Genomic DNA, 11,898 nt, shown 5'->3' on the forward strand with positions numbered 1-11,898 from the left:
GGTCGAGATGATGCGGCTGAACGACCCCGCGATGCGGGCCTTGCTGGCCTGGGCCCGCTGCACGCCCGCGCAGGACGTGACGCTGGCGGGGGCGGCGCGCCAGCAAAGCATCTCGGTGCGCACGCTGGCCCGGCTGGTCGACCGGGCCGCCGGCATGGGCGCCGGAGAGTGGCTGCGCCTGGCCAAGCTCAGCCAGGCCGCCGAGGCCCTGCGCAGCACGCGCACGCCCATCAAGGCCATCAGCGAAGACCTGGGTTTTGGCAGCGAGGCCAGCCTGTACCGCGCCTTGCGGGCGGCGACGGGGATGACGCCCTCCGCCTACCGCCAGGCCTACGGTTCGACGGCGCGTTCAAGGCCGATAGTGGCAGAACGGGCGCCCCGATGAGGATGCGCCACTTCGTCCTCGCGCACCTACTTCAGCCTGTACGAACCCTTCTGGTGATTGCAGTTCTGCACCGTTCCCGGCTTTGATACACCGAAGGGCCCCATGGCTTCCACGGTCCCGGACGCCGTCATGCCTTCATATTTCCCGGTTCCGGCCACGACCTTGCGCGTGATGTTCGTGCCGTCGCCGACGATGCGGGTCATGTACTTGTGACCGTCCCGGTCCACGCCCTCGCACACGATCGTCGTGCTGGTCTTGCCGTCCTCCGAGTAGCTCAGCGAGATGCATCGGAACGCCACCTTGTCGAAGAGTCCGCCCGGCGGATTGCTTTGGATGGTGCCGCCGTATTCGCTCGTGCTCGCGTCGTGCGTCTTGGAGAAACCGATGGCGTTCACGGTGCCCGAATAGCAGCTCATGAAATCGTAGCTGCCCTCTTTAGGCAAGTCTGTGGCCGACACCTGAGCCCCGGAAAGAAAAGCGACCAAGCCTGTCGCGAAAACGGCTGTCATTCGCATGAGCATCTCCTTGAAGGGTGGGTGGAAGTGCCTCGGCCCCGCTCTCGGCAAGGCCGAGACGGGCAACTGTGCGCTTGACGACGCGTGCGTGCAACGGGCGCATCAACAAGGTTGTTGATGTGCATGTTCCTCAGTCCGACGAGATGCGGGAGGGACACGGACGGGCGGTGCCCGAGGCCGTATGCCGACCTGAGTGGGTCTCATCCACGACGCCCACGGGCATCGGCGCATCGCGGGCACCTAAAATCCGGCGCCTTCTCCTTTTGCCCGCCGCCATGCCTCAAGCGCTCTACGAATCCAGCCTCACCTCCCTGCCGCTGCTCGGCCGCGGCAAGGTGCGCGAGAACTACGCCGTCGGCGAGGACCGCATCCTGATGGTGGCGAGCGACCGCCTGTCGGCCTTCGACGTCATCATGGGCGAACCCATCCCGGGCAAGGGCGCGCTGCTGACGCGGATGGCGCTGTTCTGGTTCGACAAGCTGCAGGGCATCGTGCCCAACCACCTGACCGGCGAGGACCCGCTGTCCGCCGTGAAGACGGATGCCGAGCGTGAGCAGATCCGCGACCGCGCGATGCTGGTCAAGCGCCTCAAGCCCCTGCCCATCGAGGCCGTCGTGCGCGGCTATCTGGCCGGCAGCGGCTGGGCCGAGTACCAGGCCAGCGGCAGCGTCTGCGGCGTGAAGCTGCCCGCCGGCCTGCGCAACGCCGACAAGCTGCCTGCGCCCATCTTCACGCCCGCCACCAAGGCCGAGATGGGCGACCACGACGAGAACATCAGCTTCGAGCAGGCCGCCGGCATCATTGGCGCCGACCTCGCCGCCCGCGTGCGCGACATCTCCATCCAGCTCTACCAGCGCGCTGCCGACTTCGCGCTGACCAAGGGCATCATCATTGCCGACACCAAGTTCGAGTTCGGCCTGGATGCCGACAGCACGCTGACGCTGATGGACGAGGTGCTGACGCCCGACTCCTCGCGCTACTGGCCGGTGGAGAGCTATGCGCCGGGCAGCAACCCGCCCAGCTACGACAAGCAGTTCGTGCGCGACTGGCTGGAGGCGGTGCGCATAGCCGGCCAGCCCTGGGGCAAGAAGGCGCCGGCGCCGGCCCTGCCGGCCGAGGTCATCGCCAACACGGTGCAGAAGTACGAAGAGGCCCTGCAGCGCCTGACTTCATGAGCGTCCGCCTGCGCAGCCGGCTCGCGCAGCGGCTCGACGGCGAGATCGCCGCGGTCGCCGCGATGCCGCCGCGCGCCGCCGTGCTGCAGGCCCAGCGCGCCATCCTGTGGCTGCGCCACGGCCGTGACGCCGAGGCCCGCGAGGAGCTGGACCGGCTGCATGCCCGTGCCCTCGTGCATCCGCGCGTCGAGCTGGCCGCGTGGCTGCATCTGGCCCAGGGCCTGATGGCCTATTTCGGCGCGTTCTCGGGCTTCGGCGGCGGCGCGCGCGAGCGCGTGCGCCGCGCCCGCGTGATGGCCGCCGCAGCCGGCCTCACGCCGTTGCGGGCCCTGGCCGATGCCTGGCTGGCGCAGATGGATTTCGTCGGCCGCGACATCGACGGCCTCATCACCCATGCCCAGGCGGCGCTGGCCGCGCTGCAGCCCGACGACCACGGCGCCGCCTACCGCGTCGCGACGGCCCTGGCCTCGGCCTGGAGCCTGGCCGGCGGCGAGGCGGCCGCCTCGCCCTGGTATGCCTGGGCCCGCCAGCACGCCATCGCCGAGGGCGACGACGCCGGCATGGCGGCCCTGCTCTACAACCAGACGCAGATGCGCGCGCTGCGCATCCGCCACGCGGCGCTGGCCGGCGAACCGGGCGAGGCGCCGGCCGTGCTGCTCGGCGTGGAATCCGTCGGCCACTTCGACGACGCCGTCGGCGGCTCCGCCCGCGGCGACCTGACGCCGCTGCTGCGCGCCCAGCTGATGACGGCGCAGGGCGACTACGCCGAGGCGGCGGCCCTGCTGCAGGCCCAGCTGCCGGCCGCGATGGCCGCCGGCCTGGCCCGCCTGGGCGGCAGCCTGCTGGCCGACCTGGCCTGGTGCTGGGCCAATACCGGCGAGCCCGCGCGCGCCCGCGCACTGGCCGACCAGGCTGCGCTGGAGGTGCTGGCCGAAGACCAGCCCAGCTGCGACATCGACGAGCGCGCCGCGCTGCACGCCCGCCTGGCCCAGGTCTACGCTCGGCTGCACGAGGATGGGTTGGCCGCCGCCCAGGCCGATGCGGCCGCCGCCGCCTGGGCCGAGGACGCCGCCCAGCGCCGCGACTGGTGCGAGCGACTGAACCGCGCCGGACTGGGCAGTCCGCCACGCTGAAGCCCCTTCGGGAAGGCGTCTTAAGGGCTTATGCGAGGGGGGGCGGCCGGGCCGGCTGGGTTACCCTCGCCGGCCTATGACCGCCGACGCCCGCGACGACGACAGCATCAACGCCCTGCCAGCCGGCACCCGCTTCGGCGAGCTGGAGATCCTGGGCACGCTGGGCGTGGGCGGCTTTGGCATCGTCTACCTCGCGCGCGACCACGCGCTGGAGCGCGAGGTGGCGATCAAGGAGTACATGCCCAGCCAGTTCGCGCAGCGCGACGGGCAGTCCCAGGTGTCGGTGCGCTCGATGTCGATGAAGGAGACCTTCGAGCTCGGCCGGCGCAGCTTCGTCAACGAGGCCCGGCTGCTGGCCCGCTTCGACCACCCCTCGCTGCTCAAGGTCTACCGCTTCTGGGAGGCCAACGGCACGGCCTATATGGCCATGCCGCGCCTCGTCGGCCAGAACCTGCGCGAGGCGCGCAAGGCCCAGTCCACGCCGCCGCCCGAGGCCTGGACGCGGCGCATCTTCGACGCCGTGCTCGGCGGCCTGGCCGTGCTGCATGCGCAGCATGTCTGGCACCGCGACGTGGCGCCCGACAACATCTTCCTGCCGGCCGACGGCGGCCCGCCCATCCTGCTGGACTTCGGCGCCGCCCGCCAGGCCATCGGCGACCACACCCAGGTCTTCACGGCCATCCTCAAGCCCAGCTACGCGCCCATCGAGCAGTATGCCGAGGCCACCAGCCTGAAGCAGGGCCCCTGGACGGACTTCTATGCGCTGGCCGCGGCCATGCACGACCTGCTGACCGGCCGCCCGCCGCCGCCCTGCACGGCGCGCGCGATGGGCGACGAGCTGGCGCCGCTGGCCGTGCCGGGCTATTCGCCCGGCTTCCTGGCCGCGCTGGACTGGGCGCTGCGTGTGCCGCCCCACCAGCGCCCGCAAAGCGCTGCGGCCTGGCGCGAGGTGATCGAAGGCCGCTCCGGCGTGCCGGCCGCCCGGTCCGCGCCACCGGCTGCCGCGCCCCAGGCGCTGGACCTCGAGTTCGCCGACACCGTGCAGGCGCAGCCCCCGGAGGCGGAGGAAACCATCGTCGTGCCGGCGCCTGGCACCCGGCCGCAGCCGCCCCAGTCTCCCAACGTCAAGGCGCCCCCGGCCGCCGTGGTGGCGCCGCCCGGCGGGCCCGCGGCGGCGGCTCAGCGGCCCAAGGCCTGGCTGTTCGTGGCCGCCGGCGTCGTCGCCCTGCTGCTGCTCGGCTTCTTCGTGATGCAGCTGCGCGGCAGCATGGACAAGCAGGCGCCGGCTGCACAGCCGCAGGCCCAGGTCGGAGATGCCGCGGCCTCGGCGGTATCCGCCGTCGCGCGGGTCGAGCCCGCGGCGTCCGTCGCGGTGGCGCCCAGCGCACCCGCCGTCCAGCCTGCCGCGTCGAGCGTGCAGGTGGCCGCGGCTCCGGCCCTGTCCAGGACCACACCGGCCGCCGGCCATGCCTCTGCCGCGTCGACGCCGCCGCGCCGCGACGGTGCGCTCAGGCCCGCCGCATCCGAAAAAATCACCGAGCTGCAGGCGATGCCGCGCAGCCCGGTCTCCGTGGCGCCTGAGCCCGTGGCCCCCAGCCCGGCGGTGGTGTCGGCCAAGCCGGCGACAGCCGCCGCCAACGAGACCGAGCCGCGCAGCCCGACCGAAGCCTGCGGCCGGCGCGTGCTGCTGGCGCTGGCCTGGTGCATCGACCGCCAGTGCGAACGGCCGCTGTTCCAGAACCACCCCGAGTGCGTGAAGCTGCGCGAGATCCGCAACAGCCAGCGCGCCCCCTGAGGCTCAGAACAACGCCATCGACAGCTTGCGGCGGTACTGGTCGATCAGCGGGTCGCTGTGCACGACGGCGGCCTTGCCGGCGATCTCCAGCGTGCCGCCCGGCTTGGCCTCGGCGGCCGGCTTGGGGGCAGGCTTGGCCAGCAGCTCCAGGATGGCCACATAGGCCTTGCGCGCGGCGTCGCCGTTCCAGGCCTTGTCGCGCATGATGATTTCCAGCAGCTCGTCCATGGCCTCGGTGAAGCGTTGGCCGGCCATATGGGTCTGCGCGAGCGCGAAGCGGGCGTCGAAGTCGCGCTTGTTCGCGGCGATGGCGGCCTGCAGCGCGGCCGGGTCGGCGCCGGCTGCCGCCTCGCAGGCGGCCAGCCAGGTGGCCAGCGCGGCCAGGCGGGGCGACGGCACCAGCGTGTCGGCGGCCTTGGCGGCGACGGGCTCGAAGGCGGCGCGCGCCTGCGGCACCAGGCCCAGCTCCAGCAAGGCCTTCACGTATTCGTACCTGGCCGCGTCGTCGGCGGGAGCTGTCTGCACGGCATGGGCCAGCTTGTCCAGCGCGGCCTCCAGGTCGCCTTCGGCCATCAGGTCCTCGGCGGCCTCGACGTCGCCGGCGGCCTCCAGCTCCTCGCCGGCCGGCACATGCTTGTCCAGGAACTCACGGATCTGGGCCTCGGGCAGGGCGCCGACGAAGCCGTCCACCGGCTGGCCGCCGGCGAACATCACGCAGAAGGGGATGGAGCGCACGCCGAACATCTGGCTCAGCTGCGCGGCGATCTCGGGCACCTCGTCGCTGTTGAGCTTGGCGAGGGTGAAGCGGCCGGCGTAGGCCTCTTCCAGCTTCTCCAGGATGGGGCCGAGCGTGCGGCAGGGGCCGCACCACGGCGCCCAGATGTCCAGCAGCACGGGGCGCTGCTGGGAGGCGACGATGAGTTCGGCTTCGAAGTTCTGGAGGGTGATGTCGATCATGGCAAGAAGCTAGGGTGAGGGGCGCCACCTACAATTCAAGGCTTTTCTGAGCCTTGGAGCGCGCCTTGTCCACGTCAGCCCCCCAGAACCCGGACGCCGTCGTCGGCATCGTCATGGGCTCCAGCAGCGACTGGGAGACGATGAAGCTGGCGGCCGAGATTCTGACCGAGTTCGGCGTCGCCTTCGAGGCGCGGGTCGTGTCGGCCCACCGCATGCCCGACGAGATGTTCGCCTACGCCGAGGCCGCCGCAAGCCGCGGCCTGAAGGCCATCATTGCCGGCGCCGGCGGCGCGGCCCACCTGCCCGGCATGCTGGCCGCCAAGACGACGGTGCCGGTGCTGGGCGTGCCGGTCGCCAGCCGGCATCTGCAGGGGGTCGATTCCCTGCACTCCATCGTGCAGATGCCCAAGGGCATTCCGGTTGCGACCTTCGCCATCGGCAATGCCGGCGCGGCCAACGCGGCGCTGTTCGCGGTGGCGATGCTGGCCACGGGTGACGCCGCCCTGCTCGACAAGCTCAATGCCTTCCGCGCACGGCAGACCGCCGTGGCGCAAGCCATGACCGAGGATCTGCGCTGATGCCGGCGCTGCTTCCGGGGACCGCGACGCTCGGCGTGCTGGGTGGCGGCCAGTTGGGCCGCATGTTCGTCCATGCCGCCCAGGCCCTGGGCTATCGCTGCATCGTGCTGGACCCGGACGCCATCAGCCCGGCCGGCGCCGTGGCCGAGCGGCACATCAAGGCCGACTACCTCGACCCCGTCGGCCTGGCCCAGCTGGCGCGCGACTGCGACGCGATCACGACCGAGTTCGAGAACGTGCCGGCCCTGGCGCTGCAGACGCTGGCCGGCATGCGCGTCGTGGCCCCCGCGGCGGCGTCCGTGGCGGTCTGCCAGGACCGCGCCGTCGAGAAGGCGCATTTCGAGGCCGCCGGTGTGCCCTGCGCGCCGCATGCCGTCATCGGCAACGACATCGAGCTGGCCGCCGTCGACCCGGCCCTGCTGCCCGGCATCCTGAAGACGGCGCGCATGGGCTACGACGGCAAGGGCCAGGTGCGTGTGAGCACTCCGGCCGAGCTGGCCGCCGCCTGGGAGGGCCTCAAGCGCGTGCCCTGCGTGCTGGAGCAGCTGCTGCCGCTTCAACGCGAGCTCAGCGTGCTGATCGCACGCGGTGCGGACGGGCAGATCGTCAACTACCCGGCACAGCAGAACCTGCACCGCGGCGGCATCCTGGCCGTCACCGAGGTGCCGGCGCCCGACTTGCCGGCCGAGGTGCAGGCCCTGGCCGTCGGTGCCGCCCGCCAGGTGGCCGAGGCGCTGGACTATGTCGGCGTGCTGTGCATCGAGTTCTTCTGGTTGCAGGACGGCCGCCTCGTCGTCAACGAGATGGCGCCGCGCCCGCACAACTCCGGCCACTGGACGATGAACGGCTGCGACGTGTCGCAGTTCGAGCTGCAGGTGAGGGCGCTGGCCGGCCTGCCGCTGCCCGAGCCGCGCCAGCATTCGGCTTCGCTGATGCTGAACCTGCTGGGCGACCTGTGGTTCGGCGACGCCGGCGGCCCGACGCCACCGGCCTGGGACCGCGTGCTGGCCCTGCCCGGCACCCATCTGCACCTCTACGGCAAGGCCGAGGCGCGGCATGGCCGCAAGATGGGCCATCTGAACATCACGGCCGAGACGCCCGAGGCGGCCCATGCCGTGGCCGTGCAGGCGGCCGCCATCCTGGGCCTGCCCGCCGATTTCTGATGCTGCTGTTGCCCGGCAACGATCCCGCTGCCGTCCAGGCCGCCGCACGGCGCCTGGCCGACGGCGAACTGCTGGGCCTGCCGACCGAGACGGTCTATGGCCTCGCCGCGCGGGCCGACAGCGATGCGGCCGTGGCCAAGATCTTTGCCGCCAAGGGCCGGCCCAGCGACCATCCCCTGATCGTCCATGTGCTGGACGCGGCCGGTGCCGAGCCCTTTGCCGACCACCTGCCCGCCACGGCCCGCCGGCTGATGGAGGCCTTCTGGCCCGGGCCGCTGACCGTCATCGTGCCGCGCCAGCCGGGCATGGCCGAGGCCGCGGCCGGCGGCCAGGCCACCGTGGCGCTGCGCGCGCCGGCCCACCCGGTCGCCCGCGCCGTGCTGGCCGCCGCCCGCGAACTGGGCGTGCCGGGCGTGGCGGCGCCCAGCGCCAACCGCTTCGGCCGCGTCAGCCCGACGCTGGCCCGCCATGTCGTCGAGGAGTTCGGCCCCGGGCTGATGGTGCTGGACGGCGGCGCCTGCGAGGTGGGCATCGAGTCCAGCATCGTCGACTGCAGCCGAGCACGACCGGCCCTGTTGCGCCCCGGGCTGATCAGCCCCGCGCGCATCGAGGCCGCACTTGGCGAGGCGCTGGCTGCGCCGGACGCGCACGCGCCCAAGGCCTCGGGCACGCTGGCCGCCCACTATGCGCCCACGGCCCGGGTGCGTCTGCTGGACGCCGAGCGCCTGGCTTTACGTTTTGCCACAGCGGCCGCCAGCGGGGGCCTGGAGGGGGTGGCGGTATATTCACGCGCCCAACCGCCCGCCGGCTTGGCCTGGAAGTGGCAGGCCCTGCCGGCCGATCCGGCGGTGGCGGCCCACGAGTTGTTCGCGGTGCTGCGGGCCCTGGATGCGGCTGGCGCACGCGAGATCTGGGTCGAGGCGCCTCCGTGCGACCCGACCTGGGACGGCGTGCGGGACCGGCTCAGCCGGGCTGCGGCCGCCTTCACCGATTGAGTTCTTGTCCCTGAGTTGATCGTCATGCAACGTGTTGTCTCCCAGAAAATCAAGCGCAGCCTGGCCCTGGTCGCGGTGGCAGCCGCTGCGCTCGTCGCCGGCTGCGGCGGCGGAGGCACCTCGCAGATCGACCCGTTCAAGCCGACGCGCGTCATCGCCTTCGGCGACGAGAGCGGCGCCATCCTGCAAAGCGGCAAGAAGTACACGATCAACGGCCTGAGCACCGACACCCAGCTGGTCGACTGCAAGCTCAACCCGGTCTGGAGCCAGGTGCTGACCAGCGGCTTCGGCATGGTCTACCCGCAGTGCAACACCGACTACGTGGCGCTGCCGCAGGGCATCATGTACGCGGCGGCCGGCGACAAGGTCGCCGACGTGCAGACCAAGATCGACCAGCACCTGTCCAATGACGGCTTCGGCCCCAAGGACCTGGTGGCCCTGTTCGTCGGCGTCAACGACATCCTGGAGCTGTACAACCAGTTTCCCGCCGTCAGCCGCGACTCGCTGATCAACGAGGCCAAGGCGCGCGGCAAGCTGCTGGCCCAGCAGGCCAACCGCATCGCCAACGCCAACGGCCGCGTGCTGGTCAGCACCATCTTCGACGTCGGCCTGACGCCCTTCGGCCAGAACGAGAAGCAGCAGCAGACCGACATCGACCGCGCCGTCTTCCTGAACGACCTGAGCTCGGCTTTCAACACCTCGATGCGCCTGAACCTGCTGAACGACGGCCGCCTGATCGGCCTGGTGCTGACGGACGAGACCATCCAGCAGATCGCGCGCTACCCGAGCGCCTTCGGCTACACGAACGTGACGCAGGCCGCCTGCCGCACCGACGTCGCCCCGCAGGAGTGCACCACCAACACGCTGCAGACCGACGCGAGCGCGACGACCTGGCTGTGGGCCGGCAGCACGACGCTGGCGCCGAACGCGCAGCAGCGCATCGGCACGGCGGCGCTGACCCGCGCCCGCAACAACCCGTTCTAAGGCCCACCCCCGAGGCGCTCACTGCCAAGGCCAGAGGCCTTGGCCTTCGGCAGGCACAAACAGTCCTCAGGACTGTTTGTGTCCGGCCTCAGTGCCTCCCCCTCAAGGGGGCACTCCCGACCGCCCGCCAAAGCCGGATCAGTGGGAGTCACTGGAGGGGCGGCCGGCCTGCGGCGGCCTGGGAATAGGTCAGGTGGTGGTGCTGCGCAGCTCGCGGCGCAGGATCTTGCCCACGTTGCTCTTGGGCAGGTCGTCGCGGAACTCGATGAACTTCGGCCGCTTGTAGGCCGTCATCTGCTCGGCACAGTAGCTGGCCAGGTCTTCCTCGGCCAGGGCCGGGTCGCTCTTCACGACGAAGAGCTTGACGGCCTCGCCCGACTTCGCATCCGGCACGCCGACCGCGGCGCATTCCAGCACGCCCGGGTGCAGGTTGACGACCTGCTCGATCTCGGTCGGGTAGACGTTGAAGCCGCTGACCAGGATCATGTCCTTCTTGCGGTCGACGATGCGCACATAGCCGCGCTCGTCCATGATGCCGATGTCGCCGCTCTTGAAGAAGCCGTCGGCATGCATGACGTTGGCGGTCTCGTCCGGGCGCTTCCAGTAGCCGGCCATGACCTGCGGGCCGCGGATGCAGATCTCGCCGCGCTCGCCCAGGGCCACGTCGCGGCCATCGTCGTCACGGATGGCGATCTCGGTGGACGGCATCGGCAGGCCGATGCTGCCGTTGAAGGCGCGCTGGTCCAGGGGGTTGATCGTCGCGGCCGGCGAGGTCTCGGACAGGCCATAGCCCTCGACGACCGGGCAGCCGGTGACCTTCAGCCATTTCTCGGCCGTGGCCTGCTGCACGGCCATGCCGCCGCCGTTGGAGATGACGAGTTCGGAGAAGTCCAGGCGCGAGAAGCCGGGCTCGTTGGCGAGCGCGTTGAACAGGGTGTTGACGGCCGGGAAGATGTGGATCTTGTGGCCGCGCAGCGTCTCGATGAGGCCGGGGATGTCGCGTGGGTTGGGCACCAGGATGTTGAGCTGGCCCATGCGCGCGCCGAGCATGAAGCAGGCCGTCAGCGCGAAGATGTGATACAGCGGCAGCGCGCAGACATTGGTGAACTGCATGTTCTGGTCGGGCAGCCTGGCCAGCATGGGCTGAAACCAGGCCTCGACCTGCAGGATGTTGGCGACGATGTTCCGGTGCAGCAGCGTCGCGCCCTTGGACAGGCCGGTGGTGCCGCCGGTGTACTGCAGGAAGGCGACGTCGTCGGGGCCGAGCTCGGGCTTCTTCAGGTGCAGGCGCTCGCCATGGCCGAGGGCCTCGTTGAAGCGCACGACGGTGCGGCCGTCGCCGACCGGCAGCCGGAACTCCGGCACCATCTTCTTCAGGTGGCGCACGGCGAAGTTGACCAGCGGCCCCTTCCACCAGTTCAGCATGTCGCCCATGGAGGCGAGCACGACGTGATGCACGTCGGTCGTGTTGATGACCTCGGCCAGCGTGTGTGCGAAGTTCTCCAGCACGACGATGGCGCGGGCGCCCGAGTCCTTGAGCTGGTGCGCCAGCTCGCGCGGCGTGTAAAGCGGGTTCACGTTCACGACGACGAAGCCCGCGCGCAGGATGGCCGCGATGGCCACGCCGTACTGCAACAGGTTGGGCATCATGATGGCGACGCGGTCGCCCTGCTTGAGCCCCTGGGCCTGCAGCCAGGCACCGAGCTGGGTCGACAGCTGGTCGATCTCGGCGAACGTCATGCGCTGGCCCATGCAGATGGCCGCGTCGCGCCGGGCGTGCTTGCGGAAGGCCTCGTTCAGCAGGTCCACCAGCGAGCCGTAGATGCCGGCATCGATCTCGGCCGGCACGCCGGCCGGATAGCTGGCCAGCCAGGGCTTGGTGCGCGATGTCGCCTGCGGGACGGCGGCGGCTTCTTCGGCAAGGACGGCGGTCATCGGCGGGCCCTTCTGGCGTGCTTCGCGTGAAGCCGTCGATGGTGGTTCGGCCGCTGACTTCAAGCTAGGGGAGTTGCCCTAGGGTCGATGCATCCGCCTGAAACAGACCGCGCGCAAGTGTGTCCTCGCGCTGTCGCACCGTGGACAGGAACTCGGCCGCGCCGCGCATCGCGCGGAAGGTGTCGAAACCGCTCACAAGAAACAGAACTGAGGACGGTCGTTCATGCGACTGCCTCCATCGGATTGATCTGGTAGCCCAGGGCAGCGGCACGGCGCTTGAGGG

12 protein-coding genes are annotated in these 11,898 nt (G+C 71.0%); 8 read left to right on the plus strand and 4 right to left on the minus strand.

The window, feature by feature from the left end:
• Positions 1-31 precede the first annotated feature (31 nt).
• Entirely contained in the window at positions 32-385 is a 354-nt protein-coding gene (locus tag EV671_RS28050) for a helix-turn-helix domain-containing protein (RefSeq protein ID WP_415840533.1), read from the plus strand.
• Between the two features lie 26 nt (positions 386-411).
• Here the strand turns inward: EV671_RS28050 and EV671_RS24155 are convergent, their stop codons facing one another.
• Positions 412-900, minus strand: a complete 489-nt coding sequence (locus EV671_RS24155; protein ID WP_132576471.1) for a hypothetical protein — start codon at positions 898-900, stop codon at positions 412-414.
• A 275-nt stretch (positions 901-1,175) separates the two neighbouring features.
• Between EV671_RS24155 and EV671_RS24160 the strand changes: the two genes are divergently transcribed.
• The 3 genes from EV671_RS24160 (at position 1,176) to EV671_RS27610 (ending at position 5,003) form a co-directional block, all read left to right on the plus strand.
• Positions 1,176-2,075 (plus strand): phosphoribosylaminoimidazolesuccinocarboxamide synthase, encoded by a 900-nt coding sequence (locus EV671_RS24160; protein WP_132576472.1) that lies wholly within the window; start codon positions 1,176-1,178, stop codon positions 2,073-2,075.
• Complete coding sequence (locus EV671_RS24165; RefSeq protein ID WP_132576473.1) at positions 2,072-3,208, plus strand: hypothetical protein; 1,137 nt, start codon at positions 2,072-2,074, stop codon at positions 3,206-3,208. Before EV671_RS24160 ends, EV671_RS24165 begins: the two co-directional genes overlap by 4 nt.
• Positions 3,209-3,284: 76 nt before the next feature.
• A complete protein-coding gene (locus EV671_RS27610; RefSeq protein ID WP_132576474.1) occupies positions 3,285-5,003 on the plus strand; it encodes a serine/threonine protein kinase in 1,719 nt (572 codons plus the stop codon).
• A gap of 3 nt (positions 5,004-5,006) precedes the next feature.
• On the opposite strand, the gene EV671_RS24175 is transcribed toward EV671_RS27610, so the two are convergent.
• Positions 5,007-5,960 carry a tetratricopeptide repeat protein gene (locus EV671_RS24175; protein WP_132576475.1) on the minus strand — a complete coding sequence of 318 codons (954 nt, stop codon included), beginning with the start codon at positions 5,958-5,960 and terminating at the stop codon, positions 5,007-5,009.
• Between the two features lie 113 nt (positions 5,961-6,073).
• Here EV671_RS24175 and purE point away from each other — a divergent pair, with 113 nt between their 5' ends.
• From purE to EV671_RS24195, 4 genes are read left to right on the plus strand one after another with little or no spacing between them, the layout of a single operon-like run.
• Entirely contained in the window at positions 6,074-6,538 is a 465-nt protein-coding gene (purE, locus tag EV671_RS24180; protein ID WP_132576483.1) for a 5-(carboxyamino)imidazole ribonucleotide mutase, read from the plus strand.
• Entirely contained in the window at positions 6,538-7,701 is a 1,164-nt protein-coding gene (locus EV671_RS24185; RefSeq protein ID WP_132576476.1) for a 5-(carboxyamino)imidazole ribonucleotide synthase, read from the plus strand. The genes purE and EV671_RS24185 overlap by 1 nt, the downstream gene beginning before the upstream one ends.
• On the plus strand, positions 7,701-8,696 hold the full coding sequence (locus EV671_RS24190) for an L-threonylcarbamoyladenylate synthase (protein ID WP_132576477.1): 996 nt from the start codon (positions 7,701-7,703) through the stop codon (positions 8,694-8,696). Before EV671_RS24185 ends, EV671_RS24190 begins: the two co-directional genes overlap by 1 nt.
• A gap of 24 nt (positions 8,697-8,720) precedes the next feature.
• Positions 8,721-9,680: an SGNH/GDSL hydrolase family protein gene (locus EV671_RS24195; RefSeq protein WP_132576478.1), complete on the plus strand. Its 960-nt coding sequence runs from the start codon at positions 8,721-8,723 to the stop codon at positions 9,678-9,680.
• A 189-nt stretch (positions 9,681-9,869) separates the two neighbouring features.
• On the opposite strand, the gene EV671_RS24200 is transcribed toward EV671_RS24195, so the two are convergent.
• Together EV671_RS24200 and EV671_RS28100 are read right to left on the minus strand one after the other, a co-directional pair.
• Entirely contained in the window at positions 9,870-11,615 is a 1,746-nt protein-coding gene (locus EV671_RS24200; protein WP_132576479.1) for a long-chain-fatty-acid--CoA ligase, read from the minus strand.
• A 64-nt stretch (positions 11,616-11,679) separates the two neighbouring features.
• Positions 11,680-11,886 carry a DUF8198 family protein gene (locus tag EV671_RS28100; protein ID WP_478221779.1) on the minus strand — a complete coding sequence of 69 codons (207 nt, stop codon included), beginning with the start codon at positions 11,884-11,886 and terminating at the stop codon, positions 11,680-11,682.
• Between the last annotated feature and the right edge of the window lie 12 nt (positions 11,887-11,898).

This window comes from Roseateles saccharophilus (assembly GCF_004342485.1).
In the GTDB taxonomy this organism is placed as follows: domain Bacteria; phylum Pseudomonadota; class Gammaproteobacteria; order Burkholderiales; family Burkholderiaceae_C; genus Pelomonas; species Pelomonas saccharophila.

Excerpts from the sequence above, each read along its gene's own strand:
- EV671_RS24155 (WP_132576471.1), bottom strand. The coding sequence starts at position 900 with ATGCGAATGACAGCCGTTTTCGCGACAGGCTTGGTCGCTTTTCTTTCC.
- EV671_RS24200 (WP_132576479.1), bottom strand. The coding sequence starts at position 11,615 with ATGACCGCCGTCCTTGCCGAAGAAGCCGCCGCCGTCCCGCAGGCGACA.
- EV671_RS24185 (WP_132576476.1), top strand. The coding sequence starts at position 6,538 with ATGCCGGCGCTGCTTCCGGGGACCGCGACGCTCGGCGTGCTGGGTGGC.
- EV671_RS24195 (WP_132576478.1), top strand. The coding sequence starts at position 8,721 with ATGCAACGTGTTGTCTCCCAGAAAATCAAGCGCAGCCTGGCCCTGGTC.
- EV671_RS24165 (WP_132576473.1), top strand. The coding sequence starts at position 2,072 with ATGAGCGTCCGCCTGCGCAGCCGGCTCGCGCAGCGGCTCGACGGCGAG.
- EV671_RS24175 (WP_132576475.1), bottom strand. The coding sequence starts at position 5,960 with ATGATCGACATCACCCTCCAGAACTTCGAAGCCGAACTCATCGTCGCC.
- EV671_RS24160 (WP_132576472.1), top strand. The coding sequence starts at position 1,176 with ATGCCTCAAGCGCTCTACGAATCCAGCCTCACCTCCCTGCCGCTGCTC.
- EV671_RS27610 (WP_132576474.1), top strand. The coding sequence starts at position 3,285 with ATGACCGCCGACGCCCGCGACGACGACAGCATCAACGCCCTGCCAGCC.
- purE (WP_132576483.1), top strand. The coding sequence starts at position 6,074 with ATGGGCTCCAGCAGCGACTGGGAGACGATGAAGCTGGCGGCCGAGATT.
- EV671_RS24190 (WP_132576477.1), top strand. The coding sequence starts at position 7,701 with ATGCTGCTGTTGCCCGGCAACGATCCCGCTGCCGTCCAGGCCGCCGCA.
- EV671_RS28050 (WP_415840533.1), top strand. The coding sequence starts at position 32 with ATGCGGGCCTTGCTGGCCTGGGCCCGCTGCACGCCCGCGCAGGACGTG.